At 66.6% G+C, this 18,974-nt stretch carries 19 protein-coding genes; 14 read left to right on the top strand and 5 right to left on the bottom strand.

What is annotated here, in order from left to right; all coding sequences use genetic code 11:
• Positions 1–269 precede the first annotated feature (269 nt).
• Positions 270–1,046, bottom strand: coding sequence for an enoyl-CoA hydratase (locus tag ACV229_RS38720; RefSeq protein WP_448088326.1), 777 nt, complete (start codon positions 1,044–1,046; stop codon positions 270–272).
• A gap of 129 nt (positions 1,047–1,175) precedes the next feature.
• Here ACV229_RS38720 and paaN point away from each other — a divergent pair, with 129 nt between their 5' ends.
• From paaN to paaK, 5 genes are all read left to right on the top strand, one after another.
• Positions 1,176–2,882 (top strand): phenylacetic acid degradation protein PaaN, encoded by a 1,707-nt coding sequence (gene paaN / locus ACV229_RS38715; protein WP_448088325.1) that lies wholly within the window; start codon positions 1,176–1,178, stop codon positions 2,880–2,882.
• An 87-nt stretch (positions 2,883–2,969) separates the two neighbouring features.
• Positions 2,970–4,172 (top strand): 3-oxoadipyl-CoA thiolase, encoded by a 1,203-nt coding sequence (pcaF, locus tag ACV229_RS38710; protein ID WP_448088324.1) that lies wholly within the window; start codon positions 2,970–2,972, stop codon positions 4,170–4,172.
• Between the two features lie 54 nt (positions 4,173–4,226).
• A complete protein-coding gene (paaG, locus tag ACV229_RS38705; protein WP_448088323.1) occupies positions 4,227–5,018 on the top strand; it encodes a 2-(1,2-epoxy-1,2-dihydrophenyl)acetyl-CoA isomerase PaaG in 792 nt (263 codons plus the stop codon).
• Between the two features lies 1 nt (position 5,019).
• Complete coding sequence (gene paaI / locus ACV229_RS38700) at positions 5,020–5,472, top strand: hydroxyphenylacetyl-CoA thioesterase PaaI (RefSeq protein WP_448088322.1); 453 nt, start codon at positions 5,020–5,022, stop codon at positions 5,470–5,472.
• Positions 5,473–5,509: 37 nt separating this feature from the next.
• Positions 5,510–6,808 carry a phenylacetate--CoA ligase PaaK gene (gene paaK / locus ACV229_RS38695; protein WP_448088321.1) on the top strand — a complete coding sequence of 433 codons (1,299 nt, stop codon included), beginning with the start codon at positions 5,510–5,512 and terminating at the stop codon, positions 6,806–6,808.
• 256 nt (positions 6,809–7,064) lie between these two features.
• Here the strand turns inward: paaK and mltA are convergent, their stop codons facing one another.
• The gene (gene mltA, locus ACV229_RS38690) at positions 7,065–8,189 is read right to left on the bottom strand and encodes a murein transglycosylase A (protein WP_448088320.1); all 1,125 of its coding nucleotides are present in this window, start codon (positions 8,187–8,189) and stop codon (positions 7,065–7,067) included.
• A gap of 28 nt (positions 8,190–8,217) precedes the next feature.
• Here mltA and ACV229_RS38685 point away from each other — a divergent pair, with 28 nt between their 5' ends.
• Entirely contained in the window at positions 8,218–8,361 is a 144-nt protein-coding gene (locus ACV229_RS38685; protein WP_448088319.1) for a hypothetical protein, read from the top strand.
• Positions 8,362–8,380: 19 nt separating this feature from the next.
• Here ACV229_RS38685 and apaG read toward each other — a convergent pair whose 3' ends face one another.
• Positions 8,381–8,755, bottom strand: a complete 375-nt coding sequence (gene apaG, locus ACV229_RS38680; protein ID WP_448088318.1) for a Co2+/Mg2+ efflux protein ApaG — start codon at positions 8,753–8,755, stop codon at positions 8,381–8,383.
• 176 nt (positions 8,756–8,931) lie between these two features.
• On the opposite strand from apaG, the gene rpe reads away from it, so the two are divergent.
• The 8 genes from rpe (at position 8,932) to ACV229_RS38640 (ending at position 16,238) form a co-directional block, all read left to right on the top strand.
• Positions 8,932–9,618, top strand: a complete 687-nt coding sequence (rpe, locus tag ACV229_RS38675; protein ID WP_448079436.1) for a ribulose-phosphate 3-epimerase — start codon at positions 8,932–8,934, stop codon at positions 9,616–9,618.
• A gap of 4 nt (positions 9,619–9,622) precedes the next feature.
• The gene (locus ACV229_RS38670) at positions 9,623–10,384 is read left to right on the top strand and encodes a phosphoglycolate phosphatase (protein WP_448088317.1); all 762 of its coding nucleotides are present in this window, start codon (positions 9,623–9,625) and stop codon (positions 10,382–10,384) included.
• Between the two features lie 359 nt (positions 10,385–10,743).
• Positions 10,744–12,237 carry an anthranilate synthase component I gene (gene trpE / locus ACV229_RS38665; protein WP_448088316.1) on the top strand — a complete coding sequence of 498 codons (1,494 nt, stop codon included), beginning with the start codon at positions 10,744–10,746 and terminating at the stop codon, positions 12,235–12,237.
• A 13-nt stretch (positions 12,238–12,250) separates the two neighbouring features.
• A complete protein-coding gene (locus ACV229_RS38660; protein WP_448088315.1) occupies positions 12,251–12,838 on the top strand; it encodes an aminodeoxychorismate/anthranilate synthase component II in 588 nt (195 codons plus the stop codon).
• 13 nt (positions 12,839–12,851) lie between these two features.
• Positions 12,852–13,883 carry an anthranilate phosphoribosyltransferase gene (gene trpD / locus ACV229_RS38655; protein WP_448088314.1) on the top strand — a complete coding sequence of 344 codons (1,032 nt, stop codon included), beginning with the start codon at positions 12,852–12,854 and terminating at the stop codon, positions 13,881–13,883.
• Between the two features lie 37 nt (positions 13,884–13,920).
• Entirely contained in the window at positions 13,921–14,706 is a 786-nt protein-coding gene (trpC, locus tag ACV229_RS38650; protein WP_448088313.1) for an indole-3-glycerol phosphate synthase TrpC, read from the top strand.
• Positions 14,706–15,332 carry a CYTH domain-containing protein gene (locus ACV229_RS38645; RefSeq protein WP_448088312.1) on the top strand — a complete coding sequence of 209 codons (627 nt, stop codon included), beginning with the start codon at positions 14,706–14,708 and terminating at the stop codon, positions 15,330–15,332. The genes trpC and ACV229_RS38645 overlap by 1 nt, the downstream gene beginning before the upstream one ends.
• 6 nt (positions 15,333–15,338) lie before the next feature.
• Entirely contained in the window at positions 15,339–16,238 is a 900-nt protein-coding gene (locus ACV229_RS38640) for a uracil-DNA glycosylase (RefSeq protein ID WP_448088311.1), read from the top strand.
• 119 nt (positions 16,239–16,357) lie between these two features.
• Here ACV229_RS38640 and ACV229_RS38635 read toward each other — a convergent pair whose 3' ends face one another.
• Positions 16,358–16,954: an FMN-dependent NADH-azoreductase gene (locus ACV229_RS38635; RefSeq protein WP_448088310.1), complete on the bottom strand. Its 597-nt coding sequence runs from the start codon at positions 16,952–16,954 to the stop codon at positions 16,358–16,360.
• Positions 16,955–17,110: 156 nt separating this feature from the next.
• A complete protein-coding gene (locus ACV229_RS38630; RefSeq protein WP_448088309.1) occupies positions 17,111–18,913 on the bottom strand; it encodes a M61 family metallopeptidase in 1,803 nt (600 codons plus the stop codon).
• Positions 18,914–18,974 lie beyond the last annotated feature (61 nt).

Genomic DNA, 18,974 nt, shown 5'->3' with positions numbered 1-18,974 from the left:
CTTCGCTGACCGGGCGCCCGACAGGACATCCAACCAGCTCCGCTTCCCCCTTCCGCGCCGCGTTACCGTTAGCGCGAAAGAGGCGTGATTCTAGGCATCTCCCGCGACAAGCGCAAGAGGGTTGGTGAAATAAATTTAAAAGCCCCGTGCGCTGCCGCGCACGGGGCTTTTAGCAAGCAGACGAACCTGATGTCAGCCCGCACGCGGCAGGCCCTCGACGACTCCCTCCATAGAGAGGAGTGCGCCGACGCCCTGCATCGCTTGCCGTATCAGCGATGCTTGAACACCGGCTTCCGTTTCTCGACGAATGCCGCCATCCCTTCCTTCTGATCTTCGGTCGAGAACAGCGAATGGAACAGCCGACGCTCGAAATGCACACCCTCGGCCAGCGTCGACTCGTATGCGCGGTTCACCGACTCCTTGACCATCATGACCGCCGGCAGCGAAAACTCGGCGATTGTCGCCGCAGCTGCGATCGCCTCTTCGAGCAGCTTGTCCGCCGGCAACACGCGCGACACCAGCCCCGCACGCTCGGCCTCCGCTGCATCCATGAATCGCGCAGTCAGGCACATGTCCATCGCCTTGGCCTTCGATACCGCGCGCGGCAGACGCTGTGTGCCGCCCGCGCCCGGCATGATGCCGAGCTTGATCTCGGGCTGACCGAACTTCGCCGTATCCGCCGCGAAGATGATGTCGCACATCATTGCCAGCTCGCAGCCGCCACCCAGTGCGAACCCCGCCACCGCCGCGATGATCGGCTTGCGAATCTGGCGGACGGTCTCCCAGTTTCGCGTGATGTATTCGCCCTTGTAGACATCCATATACGAATAGGTCGCCATCATGCCGATGTCCGCCCCGGCCGCGAATGCTTTCTCGCTCCCCGTCACGACGATCGCGCCGATGCCTTCGTCTGCATCGAATGCCGTCAGCGCTGCGCCCAGCTCGTCCATCAGTGCATCGTTCAGCGCGTTCAGCGCCTTCGGCCGGTTCAGCGTAATGAGGCCGACACGACCTTGGGTCTCCACCAGGATGTTCTCGTAAGCCATCTATTTCTCCTCGCTCAATGAAATGAGAAACGCCTCGCACATGCGAATAATTTGATGCTACCATTCTCCGACCAACCGGTCGGTTAATTAATCGATTCGATCCCTCTCAACGTCTATCAGGCCGCCGCCATGACCCACCCACTGTTCACGAAGCACGAAGACACGCTGAAGCACGCACTCGCCGCCATCGAGAGCCGCGGCTACTGGAGCCCGTTCGTCGAAATGCCGAGCCCCAAAGTGTACGGGGAAAGTGCGAATGCCGATGGTGAGGCCGCGTTCAAGGCGAACCTCGACAAGACCTTCGTGCTCGATCAGCCGGCATCCGGCGACACGGTCGGCGCCGAGCGGTCGCCTTACGGCTTCGGACTCGGTGTGCGGTACCCGAAGTCGACGCCCGACGCGCTGATCGCGGCAGCCGCCGCAGCCCAGCGGACGTGGCGCGAGGCCGGGCCGACCGCGTGGATCGGCGTCAGCATGGAAATCCTCGCGCGCCTGAATCGCGCCAGCTTCGAGATCGCCTATAGCGTCATGCACACGACCGGTCAGGCGTTCATGATGGCGTTCCAGGCCGGCGGCCCGCACGCTCAGGACCGCGCGCTCGAAGCGGTTGCGTACGCGTGGGACGAGCTTCGTCGCATTCCCGGCGATGCGCACTGGGAAAAGCCGCAGGGCAAGAACCCGCCGCTCGCGATGCGCAAGCGCTACATGGTCGTCCCGCGCGGCACCGGCCTCGTGCTCGGCTGCTGCACGTTCCCCACGTGGAACGGCTACCCGGGCCTCTTCGCCGATCTGGCCACGGGCAACACGGTCATCGTCAAGCCGCACCCCGGCGCGATCCTGCCGCTCGCGATCACCGTCCGCATTGCACGCGACGTGTTGCGCGAAGCCGGCTTCGACCCGAACGTCGTGACGCTCCTCGCGACCGAGCCGAATGACGGCGCACTCGTGCAGGACCTCGCGCTTCGCCCGGAAATCAAGCTGATCGACTTCACCGGCAGCACGCAGAACGGCACGTGGCTCGAGCGGAATGCCCATCAGGCGCAGGTCTATACGGAAAAGGCGGGCGTCAACCAGATCGTGATCGATTCCGCAGACGATCTGAAGGCCGTCGCGAAGAACATCGCGTTCTCGCTGTCGCTGTACTCCGGTCAGATGTGCACTGCGCCACAGAACATCTACGTGCCGCGCGACGGGATCCGGACGGCTGACGGCCACGTGAGCTTCGACGATGTCGCGCAGGCGATCGCCGTTGCCGTGCAGAAGCTGACCGGCGATCCGGCGCGCTCGGTCGAACTCATCGGCGCGATCCAGAATGACGGCGTGACCGCGCGAATCGACGAGGCCCGCAAGCTCGGCCGCGTGCTCGCCGACAGCCAGACGCTGCAACACCCCGTCTTCGCCGACGCTCGCGTGCGCACGCCGCTCGTGCTCCAGCTCGATGTCACCGACCGTGAAAAATTCACGCAGGAGTGGTTCGGCCCGATCTCGTTCGTCATCGCGACCGACTCGACGGCCCAGTCGCTCGATCTCGCCGGCGAGATCGCCGCCGGACACGGCGCGCTCACGCTTTCCGTCTACAGCACGGACGATGCAGTGATCGATGCGGCGCACGACGCCGCGGTGCGTGGCGGTGTCGCACTGTCCATCAACCTGACGGGCGGCGTGTTCGTCAACCAGTCCGCCGCGTTCTCGGACTTCCACGGCACGGGCGCCAATCCGGCGGCCAATGCGGCACTGGCCGACTCGGCGTTCGTCGCCAACCGGTTCCGCGTCGTGCAAAGCCGAGTCCATGTTGCCCCGAAGGCCGCACCCGCGGAAGTCGGCCAAACGGCATAACCCGTACGGCCGACGTGCAAACGGCCCACCGTCCTCTACCATGAACGAATCCGCCACCCGGCGGGTTCGTTTTTCACCGATACGCCCATGACTGACGCCTACATCTGCGACGCAATTCGCACTCCCATCGGCCGCTACGGCGGCGCCTTGAAAGACGTTCGAGCCGACGATCTCGGCGCGGTGCCGCTCAAGGCGCTCGTCGAGCGCAACCGCGATGTCGATTGGTCCGCGGTCGACGACGTGATCTACGGCTGCGCGAACCAGGCCGGCGAAGACAACCGCAACGTCGCACGCATGTCCGCGCTGCTGGCCGGCCTGCCGACCACCGTGCCGGGCACGACGCTCAACCGCCTGTGCGGCTCCGGGATGGACGCGGTCGGCTCCGCCGCTCGCGCGATCAAGTCCGGCGAAGCGCGGTTGATGATTGCCGGCGGCGTCGAGAGCATGACGCGCGCACCGTTCGTGATGGGCAAGTCGGCAACGGCGTTTGCGCGGCAAGCCGACATCTTCGACACGACGATCGGCTGGCGCTTCATCAATCCGCTGATGAAGCAGCAACACGGCGTCGACTCGATGCCGGAAACGGCCGAGAACGTCGCGACCGACTACAACATCAGCCGCGCCGACCAGGACCTGTTCGCGCTGCGCAGCCAGCAGAAGGCCGCGCGCGCGCAGCAGGACGGCACGCTCGCACAGGAAATCGTGCCCGTGACGATTCCGCAAAAGAAGGGCGATCCGCTCGTCGTGTCGCGCGACGAGCATCCGCGCGAGACGTCGCTCGAAGCGCTCGCGAAGCTGAAGGGCGTCGTGCGCCCGGACGGCACGGTGACAGCCGGCAACGCGTCGGGCGTCAACGACGGCGCATGCGCCCTTCTGCTTGCCAATGCCGAAGCGGCCGACCAGTACGGCCTGCGCCGCCGCGCGCGTGTGGTCGGCATGGCGACCGCAGGCGTCGAACCTCGCGTGATGGGCATCGGCCCGGCACCCGCCGCCCAGAAACTGCTGCGCCAGCTCGGCATGACGATCGATCAATTCGACGTGATCGAGCTGAACGAGGCATTTGCATCGCAGGGGCTCGCAGTGCTGCGGATGCTCGGCGTCGCGGACGACGATCCCCGCGTGAACCCGAACGGCGGCGCCATTGCGCTCGGCCATCCGCTTGGCGCGTCCGGCGCACGGCTCGTCACCACGGCGCTTCATCAACTGGAACGCACCGGTGGACGTTTCGCGCTCTGTACGATGTGCATCGGCGTGGGCCAAGGCATCGCCCTCGCGATCGAGCGGGTGTAACCGACGCTGACGACGCACGCCCCGCCTATAACCGAGTCATGAAGGAGACACTGCATGTCATATCAGGCAATTCAGCTGGATATCGATCAAGTCGCTCATGTGGCCACGATCACCCTCAATCGGCCGGACAAGCTGAACAGCTTCACCCGGTCGATGCACCGCGAGCTGCAATCGGCGCTGGATGAAATCGAAGGCAGCGGCGTGCGCGCGCTGATCCTGACCGGCGCGGGGCGCGGCTTTTGCGCAGGGCAGGACCTGGCCGATCTCGACTTCACGCCCGGCGCGTCGACCGATCTCGGCACGCTGATCGACGAGCACTTCAATCCGCTGATCCGGCGTCTGCAGCGGCTCCCGATGCCGGTGATCGCTGCCGTCAACGGCACGGCCGCAGGGGCCGGCGCCAATCTCGCGCTCGCCTGCGACCTCGTGCTGGCTTCGCGCTCAAGCAGCTTCATCCAGGCCTTCGTGAAGATCGGGCTCGTACCGGATTCCGGCGGCACCTGGTTCCTGCCGCAGCGCGTCGGGATGGCACGCGCGCTCGGCCTCGCGCTGACCGGCGACAAGCTGAGCGCGGAGCAGGCCGAGCAATGGGGCCTGATCTGGCGCACGGTCGACGACGACGCACTCGCGGCGAACGCCCGGCAACTCGCAGCGCAGCTCGCGCAGCAGCCGACCCTGGCCATCGCCGCAATCAAGCTGGCGATTCGCGAAAGCATCACGCAAACGCTCGACCAGCAACTCGACCTCGAACGCGATCTGCAGCGCAAGCTCGGCCAGTCGCACGACTACACGGAAGGCGTCCGGGCGTTCATCGAGAAACGCGCGCCGCGCTTCGAGGGACGCTGACATGAGCCAGCCCATCGAATCCCGCAGCCCCGAAGCACTCGCACAGGCCACGGCACAGGCCATGTACGACACGGACGCATGCAGCCGCGCGCTCGGCATGGAACTCGAGGAAGTGCGCCCCGGCTACGCGCGCCTGCGCATGCCGGTGCGCCCGGATTTCCTGAACGGCCATCAGATCTGTCACGGCGGGCTCATCTTCACGCTCGCCGACTCGACATTCGCGTTCGCGTGCAATTCGTACAACCTCAGCACCGTCGCGGCCGGCTGTTCGATCGAATACCTGCGCCCGGTGCACGGCGGCGACGTCCTGACCGCCGAGGCGATCGAACAGACGCGCAACGGCCGGTACGGCATCTACGACATTCGCGTCACGAATCGGGCCGGCGAAACGGTCGCGATGTTCCGCGGCAAATCCGCCCAGATCAAGGGCACGGTCATCCCGGAAGACCGCTGACGCCACGGCTCGCACATAACAAATACTGGAGACATACATGACTACCCCGCTTCCGCTCGAGCCGATCGAGACAGCGACCCGTGACGAGCTGACTGCGCTGCAGCTCGAACGTCTCAAATGGTCGCTCCGGCATGCATACCAGCATTCCCCGGTCTATCGCCGCAAGTTCGACGAAGCGGGTGTGCATCCGGACGACCTGAAGTCGCTCGCCGACCTGTCCCGCTTCCCGTTCACGACCAAAAGCGACCTGCGCGACAGTTATCCGTTCGGCATGTTCGCCGTGCCTCAGGACCAGATTTCCCGCATTCATGCGTCATCGGGCACGACCGGCAAGCCGACGGTCGTCGGCTATACCGCGCGCGATATCGACACGTGGGCGAATCTCGTCGCCCGCTCGATCCGCGCCGCCGGCGCGCGTCGAGGCGACAAGGTCCACGTCAGCTACGGCTACGGGCTGTTCACCGGCGGGCTCGGCGCGCATTACGGCGCGGAACGCGCGGGGCTGACCGTGATCCCGTTCGGCGGCGGACAGACCGAGAAGCAGGTCCAGCTGATCCAGGATTTCCGTCCGGACATCATCATGGTGACGCCAAGCTACATGCTGTCGATCGCGGATGAATTCGAGCGGCAGGGTCTCGATCCCGCGCAAAGCTCGCTGCGCATCGGCATCTTCGGCGCGGAGCCATGGACCAACGACATGCGCGTCGCGATCGAGCGCCGCATGGGCATCGACGCGGTCGACATCTACGGGCTGTCGGAAGTGATGGGCCCGGGCGTCGCGTCCGAATGCGTCGAGACGAAGGATGGCCCGACGATCTGGGAAGACCATTTCTACCCGGAGATCATCGATCCGGAAACCGGCGAGGTGCTGCCTGACGGCGAACTTGGTGAACTCGTGTTCACATCGCTGACGAAGGAAGCGCTGCCGATCATCCGCTACCGCACGCGCGACCTGACGCGTCTGCTGCCCGGCACGGCCCGCACGATGCGCCGGATGGAAAAGATCACCGGCCGCTCGGACGACATGATGATCGTGCGCGGCGTGAACGTGTTCCCGACACAGATCGAGGAACAGCTGCTCAAGCAGCGCGCGCTCGCGCCGCACTACCAGATCGTGCTGACGAAGGAAGGCCCGCTCGACGTGTTGACGCTGAACGTCGAACCCTGCCCCGAGACCGCGCCTGACACCGCGACGATCGACGCCGCAAAGCGCGCACTCGCGCACGACATCAAGGCGCTGATCGGTGTGACCGCGGTGATCAACGTACTGCCGGTCAACGGCATCGAACGTTCGGTCGGCAAGGCGCGACGGGTCGTCGACAAGCGCAAGGGCTGACGGCCACCTGCCCGGCCGCCACCCGCCGACGATGCGCGCCGCAAAAGAAAGCAGCCCGGTGAGCGAAAGCTGATCGGGCTGCATCGGTCACGCTGTCTCTGCCGTCTCGCCGCTCGATTCAAGGCGGCAGGGACGCGGCGATCGGATCGCCGATGGCCGACGTCACCGCGAAACGGGGCGTGAAATGGCGCACCTCACACGGCCACGCGCCGGGCGCCGGGCGTTGCGTCATCAGCACACAAGCGCACGCCCCGCATCACGAATTCGGAAACAGCAACCACATCCGGCCGATCTGCTTCATCCGTCCGGCCTGATCGCCGGCGTCATCCCCGAGCCCCCAGAAATAATCCGCCCGCACACCGCCCTTGATCGCCGTGCCCGTATCCTGCGCGAACACGAGACGGTTCATCGGCGTATTGGTCAGCGGACGCGTCGTCTGCAGGAAGACCGGCGTGCCGAGCGGAATCGACGACGGATCGACCGCGATCGAACGCTCCGGCGTGAGCGGCACGCCGAGCGCGCCGACCGGACCGTCCGAGCCGCCGTGCGGCACGTCTTCCTTCGACGGCATCTCGCGGAAGAACACGAACCGGGGGTTTGTGTCGAGCAACGCATCGACGCGGGTCGGATTCGCCTTCGCCCATGCCTTGATGCCCTGCATCGTCGCCTGGGCGGGCGTCAGCTCGCCACGATCGAGCAGCCACTTGCCGATCGAGCGGTACGGCTGGTTGTTGGTGCCGCCGTAGCCGACGCGCATCACCGAGCCGTCGTCGAGCAGCACCCGTCCAGAGCCCTGCACCTGCAGGAAGAACGCCTCGATCGGATCGTCGACCCACACGAGCTCGTTGCCGTTCAGGACGCCCGCGCGCTCGAGCTGCGCACGCGCCGGCAGCGCGGAGCCGGTCCGATAGCTGGCCGGCCAGCGATACAGCGCATATTGATACGGCCCGCGCCGCACGCGCGAACCATGCAGGAGCGGCTCGTAGTAGCCGGTGACGAGCCCGTCGAGCGTGCCGTCGCTGTTCGCGAACTGGAACGGCGTGAAATACGCTTCGAAGAACGCGCGGGCACTGCTGACGTCGAGCTCGTCGAGCTGGTCCGCCGCTGCGCAGGCGCGCCGCCATGCCGGCTGGCGCGCAAGCCGCGTGCAGTTCTGCCGCAGCGCGGCCGTCGCGCCGATCAGCGCATCGTCCTGCCAGCCCGGCACCTGCTGCCATGCGACCGGCGTCAGCCGCGTGGCGGCGACCTGCCCCGGCACGATCGCAGCGCCGGTCGGCGGATTCACGGAGGAGGTCCGCGTCGGCGTGCCGCCGCATGCTGCGAGCAACGCCGCCGTCGCGGCTGCCGCCGCCCACCCGGCCAACCGGGGCGCAAACCACATACAATGTCCGTTCTTGATGGAAACCGCCATGTCAGATCTTCTCGACCAATATCCGATGCTCATCTTCGCGCTGGAAGCTTTCCTGGCGCTCGCCCTGCTGATCTTCATCGTCGCGTGGACAGCCTCGGGCAGAAAAAAGCACGCCCGCAACAACGACCGTCAGCCGCACTGATTCCACCGCGTCCGCACGCTCAATGGAGCGTGCGCGGCATGTGCAGCGCGAACTCGTCGATCGGCGCTTCGAAGCGCTCGCCGTCCTCGGCCACGCAGAAATACTCACCGCGCATCGTGCCGACAGGCGTCGCGATCACCGCCCAGCTCGTGTATTCGAACTGCTCGCCCGGCTGCAGCAGCGGCTGATGGCCGACGACGCCAAGCCCCTTCACTTCCTGCACGTGACTTTCGCTGTCCGTGATGATCCAGTGGCGTGCGATCAGCTGCGCCGCGACCTGTCCGGTATTCCGGATCGTCAGCGTGTACGCGAATGCGTATTGACGGCGCTCGGGGTCGGATTGTTCCGGTAAATAACTGGTTTTCACCGAAACGGTGAACTGATACTGACTCATGGTGATTCCGCTGGGGTGGTGACCGGCCCGCGCCTGCTTCGTGCGACGCCGGGCCGCGGACGCGCCGCTTTGGTTCGGCATTCTGCTTGATGCAGCACCGGCCCGCAACCGCGCGCACGGCCGCCCCCCGGCGGTAGAATGGCGGTTTTGCGCCGCAGCGTCCCCGCTCCTCAGTCATGACCCAATTCCGCATCGCTCCCAGCATCCTGTCGGCCGATTTCGCACGGCTCGGCGAAGAAGTCCGCAACGTGGTCGCCGCCGGCGCCGACTGGATCCACTTCGACGTGATGGACAACCACTACGTCCCGAACCTGACGATCGGCCCGCTCGTCTGCGAGGCGATCCGCCCGCACGTGCAGGTGCCGATCGACGTGCACCTGATGGTGCGCCCGGTCGACCGGATCGTGCCCGATTTCGCGAAGGCGGGCGCGAACCTGATCAGCTTCCACCCGGAAGGCTCCGATCACATCGACCGCACGCTGTCGCTGATCCGCGATCACGGCTGCAAGGCCGGCCTCGTGTTCAACCCGGCGACGCCGCTGAACTATCTCGACTACGTGATGGATCGCCTCGACTTCGTGCTGCTGATGTCGGTCAACCCGGGTTTCGGCGGCCAGTCCTTCATTCCGGAAACGTTGAACAAGCTGCGCGAGACGCGCGCGCGCATCGATGCCTACACCGAACGCACGGGCCGCGAGATCCTGCTTGAAGTGGACGGCGGCGTGAAGACCGACAACATCGCGGAGATCGCCGCAGCCGGCGCCGATACGTTCGTCGCGGGTTCGGCGATCTTCGGCAAGCCCGACTATCGCAAGGTGATCGACGAGATGCGCAGCCAGCTCGCGACGGTCAAGCAGAGCTGACGCCATGGCTGACTCGCAACTGGCCGCGCACGAGCCTGCCGCACCTACGCCGGTCGCACCGATCCGCTTCGCCGCGCCGCGCATCGACGCGGCGCTGATCGATCTCGACGGCACGATGGTCGATACCGCCGACGATTTCACCGCCGGCCTGAACGGCATGCTGGCGCAGCTCGACGCGCCGGCAACGTCGCGCGACGAAGTGATCGGCTATGTCGGCAAGGGCTCCGAGCACCTGATCCAGAGCGTGCTGAAGCCGCGCTTCACGGCGGACGATGCGCACGCGCGCTTCAATGACGCGCTCGCGATCTACCAGGTCGAATACGCGAAGATCAACGGCCGCCACGCACGTCTCTACCCGGATGTCGCGGCCGGACTCGACGCGCTGCGCGACGCGGGCATCAAGCTCGCTTGCGTGACCAACAAGCCGCACCGCTTCGCGGTCGAACTGCTCGAGCAATACGGGCTGATCGACCGTTTCGGCATCGTGCTCGGCGGCGACAGCGTGCCGCGCAAGAAACCCGATCCGCTGCCGATGCTGACCGCGTGCAACGCGCTGGGGATCGCGCCGGATGCGGCGGTCGCGATCGGCGATTCGGAAAACGACGCCCTCGCGGGCCGCGCGGCGGGCATGGCGACGCTGACGGTGCCGTACGGCTACAACCATGGCAAGGCTATACAAACGATAAATTCGGATGGTATAGTCGGCTCGTTGCTGGTCGCGGCCCGCGCGATCGCCGCGCACAACGCCGGCCAGCCAACCGTCTGATCTAATTCTTCCATCCGCATGTTTCTGAATAAAAAACGGAGTCTGAGCAGCATCGACCGGGGAGCCTGGCCCTGGCGTCGCTGGTCGCGCTAACCTCGATGAGGTACGCTGAAGCACGTCTTCAGCGCCGTTTTTTATCTCGCTGCGCATCCGCGCGCCGATCGCCGCTTCACCTGCCGCATGACCGCATCCGGACCTGTCCGTTCAGGGCCGGCCGCAGGCACATGAACGACGTTCGCGTCCGGGCCGCGCCCGCCGGCAGGCACACCACGATCGACCGCCCTTCAGCCGACGGCAGCTCGCGCAGCACCCCGTGATCCCCGGCGCATTCCGCCGCTCGTCCCGAACAGGACCGGAACATGACCGAACTCGAATTCCAATCGCTCGCGAACGAAGGCTACAACCGCATCCCGCTGATCGCGGAAGCCCTGGCCGACCTCGAAACACCGCTGTCCCTCTACCTGAAACTGGCGCAGCCGGAGCGCAACGGCGCCAATTCGTTCCTGCTCGAATCGGTGGTCGGCGGCGAACGCTTCGGCCGCTATTCGTTCATCGGCCTGCCCGCGCGCACACTCTTGCGCACCCGCAACGGCCTCTCCGAAGTCGTGCGCGACGGGCAGGTCGTCGAAACGCACGACGGCGACCCGTTCGAATTCATCGCCGCGTTCCAGGCGCGCTTCAAGGTCGCGCAGCGCCCCGGCCTGCCGCGCTTCTGCGGCGGCCTCGCCGGTTATTTCGGCTACGACGCGGTGCGCTACATCGAGAAGAAGCTCGCGGACACCGCGCCGCGCGACGATCTCGGCCTGCCCGACATCCAGCTGCTGCTGACCGAGGAAGTCGCGGTGATCGACAACCTCGCCGGCAAGCTGTACCTGATCATCTATGCCGATCCGGGCCAGCCGGAGGCGTACACGAAGGCGAAGCAGCGCCTGCGCGAACTGAAGCAGCGGTTGCGCGCGACCGTGCAGCCGCCCGTCACGTCGGCGAGCGTGCGCACCGAGACGTTCCGCGAGTTCAAGAAGGAAGACTATCTGGCCGCCGTGCGCCAGGCGAAGGAGTACATCGCGGCCGGCGAGCTGATGCAGATCCAGGTCGGCCAGCGGCTGACGAAGCCGTACCGCGACAACCCGCTGTCGCTGTACCGCGCGCTGCGCTCGCTGAATCCGTCGCCGTACATGTATTACTACAACTTCGGCGATTTCCACGTGGTCGGCGCATCGCCGGAAATCCTCGTGCGCCAGGAAAAGCGCGGCGACGACCAGATCGTCACGATCCGCCCGCTCGCCGGCACGCGGCCGCGCGGCAACACGCCGGAACGTGATGCGGAGCTCGCAACCGAGCTGCTGAACGATCCGAAGGAAATCGCCGAGCACGTGATGCTGATCGACCTCGCGCGCAACGACGTCGGCCGCATCGCGGAAATCGGCTCGGTCCAGGTGACCGACAAGATGGTGATCGAGAAGTACTCGCACGTGCAGCACATCGTCAGCTCGGTCGAAGGCAAGCTGAAGCCCGGCATGACGAACTACGACGTGCTGCGCGCGACGTTCCCGGCCGGCACGCTGTCCGGCGCGCCGAAGGTGCGCGCGATGGAGCTGATCGACGAGCTCGAGCCGATCAAGCGCGGGCTGTACGGCGGCGCCGTCGGCTACCTGTCGTTCTCCGGCGAGATGGATCTCGCGATCGCGATCCGCACGGGCCTGATCCACAACGGCAACCTGTATGTGCAAGCGGCGGCCGGCGTCGTCGCGGATTCGGTACCCGAATCCGAATGGCAAGAGACCGAGAACAAGGCGCGCGCGGTGCTGCGTGCGGCCGAACAGGTCCAAGACGGCCTCGACAGCGACTTCTGACCGGAGACTGACCATGCTGCTCATGATCGACAACTACGATTCGTTCACTTACAACCTGGTCCAGTACTTCGGCGAGCTGGGCGAGGACGTGCACACCTATCGCAACGACGAAATCACGCTCGACGAGATCGCGCGCCTGAATCCCGATTCGATCTGCCTGTCGCCCGGCCCGAGCAACCCGCAGCACGCGGGGATCACGCTCGACGTGCTGCGCGAATTCGCGGGCAAGAAGCCGATCCTCGGCGTCTGCCTCGGCCATCAGGCGATCGGCGAAGCGTTCGGCGGCCGCGTCGTGCGCGCGAAGACCATCATGCACGGCAAGGTGAGCAAGATCGAAACCGACTGCCGCGGCGTGTTTGCCGACCTGCCGAAGCATTTCGACGTCACGCGCTACCACTCGCTCGCGATCGAGCGCGAATCGCTGCCCGACTGCCTCGAGATTTCCGCGTGGACCGACGACGGCGAGATCATGGGCGTGCGCCACAAGTCGCTGCCGATCGAAGGCGTGCAGTTCCATCCGGAATCGATCCTGTCCGAGCACGGCCACGCGCTGCTCGAGAACTTCCTCAAGCAGGCCCGCGCGGCCGCGCACGCCGCCTGACGGGAGCCTCACGATGACGATCACCCCACAGGAAGCGCTGCAACGCACGATCGAGCACCGCGAGATCTTCCACGACGAGATGCTGCACCTGATGCGGCTCATCATGCGCGGCGACATGTCGCCGGTGATGGCGGCCGCGATCATCACCGGCCTGCGCGTGAAGAAGGAGACGATTGGCGAGATCGCCGCCGCCGCGACCGTGATGCGCGAATTCGCGAACCACGTCGAGGTGCAGGACAACTCGAACTTCGTCGACATCGTCGGCACCGGCGGCGACGGCTCGCACACGTTCAACATCTCGACCGCGTCGATGTTCGTCACCGCGGCGGCCGGCGCGAAGGTCGCGAAGCACGGCAACCGCGGCGTGTCGAGCAAGTCCGGCAGCGCCGACGTGCTCGAGGCGCTCGGCGTCAACATCGACCTGCAGCCGGACCAGGTCGCGGCGTCGATCGCCGAAACGGGCATGGGCTTCATGTTCGCGCCGAACCATCACCCGGCGATGAAGAACATCGCGGCGGTGCGCCGCGAACTCGGCGTGCGGACGATCTTCAACATCCTCGGCCCGCTGACCAACCCCGCGGGCGCGCCGAACCAGCTGATGGGCGTGTTTCACCCGGACCTCGTCGGCATCCAGGTGCGCGTGATGCAGCGCCTCGGCGCACAGCACGTGCTCGTCGTGTACGGCAAGGACGGAATGGACGAGGTGTCGCTCGGCGCCGCGACGCTCGTCGGCGAACTGCGCGACGGCGAGGTGCACGAGTACGAGATCCATCCGGAGGATTTCGGCCTGCAGATGGTGTCGAACCGTACGCTGAAGGTGGAAAATGCCGACGAATCGCGCGTGATGCTGCTCGGCGCGCTCGACAACCAGCCGGGCGTCGCGCGCGAGATCGTCACGCTGAACGCAGGCACCGCGCTGTATGCAGCGAACATCGCCGCGTCGATCGCCGACGGTATCCAGCTCGCCCGCGAGGCGATCGCGAGCGGCAAGGCGCGCGCGAAGGTCGACGAGCTGGTGCGCTTCACGCAGCAATTCAAGCGCTGACGCGCCCTTTCGAACCCGAATCAAGCACGAGACTCACATGAGCGACATTCTCGAACGAATCATTGCCGTCAAGCGCGAAGAAGTCGCGGCGGCCATGCGCAGCACGCCGCTCGAGGCGTTGAAGCTGGACGCGTCCGCGCGCGACCTGCGCGACTTCGTCGGCGCGCTGCGCGCGAAGCACGCGGCCGGCCAGGCCGCCGTCATTGCAGAGGTCAAGAAGGCCAGCCCGTCGAAGGGCGTGCTGCGCGAGCACTTCGTGCCGGCCGACATCGCCCGCTCGTACGCGTCGCACGGCGCCGCGTGCCTGTCGGTGCTGACCGACGAACAGTTCTTCCAGGGCAGCGTCCGCTATCTCGAGGAAGCGCGCGCAGCCTGTACGCTGCCGGTGCTGCGCAAGGACTTCATCGTCGACGCGTACCAGATCCTCGAAGCGCGCGCGATGGGCGCCGACGCGATCCTGCTGATCGCCGCCGCGCTCGACACGCCGCTGATGCAGGATCTCGAAGCATATGCGCATTCGCTCGGGCTCGCGGTGCTGGTCGAAGTGCACGACCGCAACGAGATGGAGCAGGCGCTCACGCTGAAGACGCCACTCCTCGGCATCAACAACCGCAACCTGCGCACGTTCGAGACGTCGATCCAGACGACGCTCGACATGCTCGACATGATTCCGCAGGACCGCATCGTCGTGACCGAATCGGGCATCCTGTCGCGCATCGACGTCGACACGATGCGCGCGGCCAACGTGAACACGTTCCTCGTCGGCGAAGCGTTCATGCGCGCCGAGCAACCGGGCGCCGAACTCGCACGGATGTTCTTCTGATGGCGATCGAGAAGGAAATCAAGCTCGCGCTGCCGGCCGGCCAGGCCGACGCGGCGCGGCAGTTCTTTGCGACGCTGACGGGCGAACCGGGCCGCGAGATCGCGCTCGCGAACGTCTATTACGACACGCCCGATCTCGCGCTCGCCCGCTCGAAGAGCGCGGTGCGGGTGCGCCGCGCGCCGCACGGCTGGCTGCAGACGTTCAAGACGGTCGGCACCGCGGAAGGCGGGCTGCATCGGCGTCACGAATGGGAGCTGCCCGTGGCCGGCGACGCGCTCGAGATCGACGCGCTTGTCGCCGCGTGCGACGTGCCCGATGCCGCTGCCGCGCTGCGTGACGCAGCGCCCGCGCTGCACGCGCTGTTCCGCACCGATTTCTCGCGCACGCTGTGGCGCATCGCGCACGGTGGTGCGACCATCGAAGCCGCGGTGGATCTCGGCGAGATCACCGTCGAGGCCGACAACGCAACGCGCCGTGAACCGATCAGCGAAATCGAACTCGAATTGCTCGACGGCCCGGAAGCGGCGCTCGCGACGCTCGCCGCCGAGCTGCAGCAGGCGCTGCCCGGCCTCACCCCCGACAACATCAGCAAAGCGCAGCGCGGCTACCGGCTGCGCGCGCAGTAATCACGCATGGCAACCCGCAAGACTTCCCGCGCGCCGCAACAGGCGTCACTGTTCGACGATCCCGTGCCCGAGACGCCGGCCGAATCGACTCCATCCACCGGATCGGCGGCGCCTGTCGCCGCCGGCGCTTCCCCGGCACGCGCAACCCCTGCCGCTCCCGCAAGCACGCCGCGTGCGCCGGACGGCATCCTGCATCTCGCCGCGCAGTTCGACGCGCTGCCGGATGTGTGGCGCGACGTCCTCAAGCCGTTCACCGACAGCGACGCTTACGCGCCGCTGTGCCGCTTCGTCGACGACGAGCGCGCGGCCGGCAAGACCGTCTATCCGGCCGACGTGTTCCGCGCGCTGCGGCTCACGAGCCCGGACGACGTGAAAGTCGTGATCCTCGGCCAGGACCCGTACCACGGCGACGACCGCGGCACGCCGCAGGCGCACGGCCTCGCGTTCTCGGTGCCGCCGGCGGTCCGCCCGCCGCCGTCGCTGCGCAACATCTTCAAGGAGATCGCCTCGAACTTCGGTCACGACACGCCGCGTCACGGCTGTCTCGACACGTGGGCTCGCCAGGGCGTGCTGCTGCTCAACACCGTGCTGACGGTCGAGCGCGGCGCGGCCGCGAGCCACGCGAAGCGCGGCTGGGAGCAATGCACGGATACGCTGATCCGCGAACTGGCGAACCGCCATCGCGGGCTCGTGTTCATGCTGTGGGGCGCGCACGCGCAGGCCAAGCGCGCGCTGTTCGATGCGAACGCGCATTGCGTGCTCGAGGCGCCGCATCCGTCGCCGCTGTCTGCACATCGCGGCTTCCTCGGCTGCCGCCATTTCACGCTCGCGAACGACTACCTCGTCACGCAGGGCCGCGACGCGATCGACTGGCGCCTGCCGGACGAGGCCGAGACGCTCGCGTAGGCGGCGCCCGGCGCCACGTCGCTTCGGTCGCAAATGCAAAAACGCCGCGTACCTTTCCAGGTACGCGGCGTTTTTTTTCGGCTGGGCGGACGGACGCACCGGGTCCGACGCAACCGGCCTTATGCGGCGGCGATTGCCTCGCGTGCGCTGGCGAGCGCCGCGTTTTGCGCATCCGGCCCCAGGTTCAGCCCTTCCGCGTGAATGAAGTTCACGTCGGTCATGCCAAGGAAGCCGAGGAACGTACGCAGGTACGGCGTATGGCTGTCGTTCGGCGTACCGAGGTACTTGCCGCCGCGCGCCGTCACCACGTGCACCTTCTTGCCCTTGATCAGGCCTTCCGGACCGTTCTCGGTGTAGCGGAACGTGACGCCGGCGCGGGCGATCCAGTCGAAGTACGTCTTCAGTTGCGACGACACGCCGAAGTTGTACATCGGTGCGCCGAGCACGACGATGTCGGCAGCCTGCAGTTCGGCGATCAGCGCGTCGCTCTTCGCGACGATCGCATTCTGTTCCGCGGTGCGCTGGTCAGCCGGCGTGAAGAACGCGCCGAGCACCGATTCGTCGAGATGCGGCAGTGCATCCGTCAGCAGGTTGCGAACCACGACCTTCGCGCCGGGGTTCGATTGTTGCAGCTTTGCCGTGAGTTCGTTGGCCAGCAGCGTGGACTGCGCACCTTGCGAGCGCGCCGCGGAATTGATTTGCAGAATGGTCGTCATGTCAGGCTCCGGTTGGGTTGCGCTTCAGCAGCGCGAGTGATGCCATTGTGCGTGGCCTCAATATCGCGAAAAAGCAGGCTCAGGGCGACGGATTGTTGCAGCAACAGAACAATGCTTGATCGCGCCCTGATTGCCGGAGCCTGTCCGTTCGGCCGCTCAGCCCTTCAGCCAGGCTTCGCGCACCGTGCGCTGCGCCGCCGGCTTCGCGGCGGCGATCAGCTTGTAGCGTGCGACCTCGGGGCCGTCGAGCTTCAGTTTCGCGGTACGCAGCTCGTCGCGGCGGAATGCATGGATCTCGACCTTGTCGCCCGGACGGTAGCGCGCGAGCAGCGTATCGAGGTTCGCGCCGGTCACGCGCAGCCCGTCGAGCGCGATCAGCGTGTCGCCGGCCGACAGCCCCGCATGGTGCGCGGCGCCGCCCTCGTAGACCGCCGCCAGCGTGCAGTCCGCGCCGCCGCGCAGGCGCGCACCGATCGTCGGCTTCGCGAGCGCGCCGTTCGCGCCGAGGTCCGGCGCGAGCGTCACGCCGAACGGCGCGAGCAGTTCGGCGAGCGGCAGGTCGCGCGTGCCGTGCACCGCATCGGCGAACAGGCGGCCGAGCGCGACGCCGGTCGCCTCCTCGATCAGCGCGTCGACTTCGTCCTCGCCGACGCCCGCCTGCTGGCCGCGGTAGAAATCGCGGCCGTAGCGCTGCCATAGCAGCCGCATCACGTCGTCGAGCGACTTGCGGTTGCGGGTCTGCGCGCGGATCGCGAGGTCGAACGCGAGCGCCACGAGCGAGCCTTTCTGGTAGTAGCTGACGATTGCGTTGGTCGCGTTCTCGTCCTGCCGGTAGTACTTGATCCACGCATCGAACGAGCTTTCGGCGACGCTCTGCTTCAGGCGCCCGGTGCCGCGCAGCACGCCGCCGATCGTACGGCCGAGCGCCGCGAAATATTCGTCCTGCGACATCAGCCCGCTGCGCACGAGCATCAGGTCGTCGTAATACGACGTGAAGCCTTCGAACAGCCACAGCAGCGACGTGTAGTTCTCCTGCGCCAGGTCGTACGGCACGAACGCCGCCGGCTTGATGCGCTTTACGTTCCACGTGTGGAAATACTCGTGGCTGCAGAGGCCGAGAAACGTGCGATAGCCTTCCGACGTATCCGGACGCCCCTTCACCGGCAGATCGGTGCGGTTGCAGATCAGCGCGGTCGACGCGCGATGCTCGAGGCCGCCGTAGCCGTCGCTGACCGCGAGCGTCATGAACACGTAGCGATCCATCGGCGCCTTCTTCGACTTCGGCTCGAACAGCGCGATCTGCGCTTCGCATACGCGCTTCAGGTCCGAGCGGAGCCGCTCCATGTCGAGCTGCGTCACGCGACCGGCGATCACGATGTCGTGGGGCACGCCGTGCGCGTCGAATGTTGCGAGCGCGAATTCGCCGATCGTCACCGGATGGTCGGCCAGTTCGTCGTAGTTCGACGCGCGATAGGCGCCGAATGCGTAGCGTTTCGTGCCGCGCGCCTCGGGCAACGCGGTCGCGACGCGCCACGAACGGAACGCGGCGCCCGCCGGCTTCGCGATCTCGACGTCGCACGGCGCGTCCTCGCGGCCGGCGACGCTGAGGAACACCGCGGTGCCGTTGAAGAAGCCGCCGGTACCGTCGACATACGCGGAGCGCACCGACAGGTCCCATGCGTAGACGTCGTAGCGCAGCGTCAGCGCGCCCTTCACCGGCGCGGCCTGCCATGTGTGCTTGTCGGTCTTCGCGATCCGCACCTTGCGGCCCGCGTCGTTGAACGCGTGCAGCGTCACGATGTTGCGCGCGAACTCGCGCACGAGGTAGCTACCCGGAATCCACACGGGCAGCGCGAACCGCTGGCCTTCGGGATCGGGATCGGCGACCGTCACGGACACTTCGAACAGGTGTGCGGCGAGATCTTTCGGGGCAATCGAATAGCGGATCGGCGTTTTCATCGTGGAGGTCGGTCGGGATTACGGCGTCAGAAACGACGAGAGGCGCCGGGTCGAAGCCCCG

The sequence above is a fragment of the Burkholderia sp. MR1-5-21 genome (assembly GCF_053427715.1).
This window is presented reverse-complemented; position numbering and strand designations above follow the sequence as displayed.

What these genes read in the sequence shown, in the direction of transcription:
- pcaF (WP_448088324.1), top strand. Translation starts at nt 2,970, where the DNA reads ATGACTGACGCCTACATCTGCGACGCAATTCGCACTCCCATCGGCCGC.
- ACV229_RS38630 (WP_448088309.1), bottom strand. Translation starts at nt 18,913, where the DNA reads ATGAAAACGCCGATCCGCTATTCGATTGCCCCGAAAGATCTCGCCGCA.
- apaG (WP_448088318.1), bottom strand. Translation starts at nt 8,755, where the DNA reads ATGAGTCAGTATCAGTTCACCGTTTCGGTGAAAACCAGTTATTTACCG.
- ACV229_RS38645 (WP_448088312.1), top strand. Translation starts at nt 14,706, where the DNA reads ATGGCGATCGAGAAGGAAATCAAGCTCGCGCTGCCGGCCGGCCAGGCC.
- trpC (WP_448088313.1), top strand. Translation starts at nt 13,921, where the DNA reads ATGAGCGACATTCTCGAACGAATCATTGCCGTCAAGCGCGAAGAAGTC.
- rpe (WP_448079436.1), top strand. Translation starts at nt 8,932, where the DNA reads ATGACCCAATTCCGCATCGCTCCCAGCATCCTGTCGGCCGATTTCGCA.
- paaG (WP_448088323.1), top strand. Translation starts at nt 4,227, where the DNA reads ATGTCATATCAGGCAATTCAGCTGGATATCGATCAAGTCGCTCATGTG.
- ACV229_RS38720 (WP_448088326.1), bottom strand. Translation starts at nt 1,046, where the DNA reads ATGGCTTACGAGAACATCCTGGTGGAGACCCAAGGTCGTGTCGGCCTC.
- paaN (WP_448088325.1), top strand. Translation starts at nt 1,176, where the DNA reads ATGACCCACCCACTGTTCACGAAGCACGAAGACACGCTGAAGCACGCA.
- ACV229_RS38685 (WP_448088319.1), top strand. Translation starts at nt 8,218, where the DNA reads ATGTCAGATCTTCTCGACCAATATCCGATGCTCATCTTCGCGCTGGAA.
- paaI (WP_448088322.1), top strand. Translation starts at nt 5,020, where the DNA reads ATGAGCCAGCCCATCGAATCCCGCAGCCCCGAAGCACTCGCACAGGCC.
- trpE (WP_448088316.1), top strand. Translation starts at nt 10,744, where the DNA reads ATGACCGAACTCGAATTCCAATCGCTCGCGAACGAAGGCTACAACCGC.
- ACV229_RS38660 (WP_448088315.1), top strand. Translation starts at nt 12,251, where the DNA reads ATGCTGCTCATGATCGACAACTACGATTCGTTCACTTACAACCTGGTC.
- ACV229_RS38640 (WP_448088311.1), top strand. Translation starts at nt 15,339, where the DNA reads ATGGCAACCCGCAAGACTTCCCGCGCGCCGCAACAGGCGTCACTGTTC.
- ACV229_RS38670 (WP_448088317.1), top strand. Translation starts at nt 9,623, where the DNA reads ATGGCTGACTCGCAACTGGCCGCGCACGAGCCTGCCGCACCTACGCCG.
- trpD (WP_448088314.1), top strand. Translation starts at nt 12,852, where the DNA reads ATGACGATCACCCCACAGGAAGCGCTGCAACGCACGATCGAGCACCGC.
- paaK (WP_448088321.1), top strand. Translation starts at nt 5,510, where the DNA reads ATGACTACCCCGCTTCCGCTCGAGCCGATCGAGACAGCGACCCGTGAC.
- ACV229_RS38635 (WP_448088310.1), bottom strand. Translation starts at nt 16,954, where the DNA reads ATGACGACCATTCTGCAAATCAATTCCGCGGCGCGCTCGCAAGGTGCG.
- mltA (WP_448088320.1), bottom strand. Translation starts at nt 8,189, where the DNA reads ATGTGGTTTGCGCCCCGGTTGGCCGGGTGGGCGGCGGCAGCCGCGACG.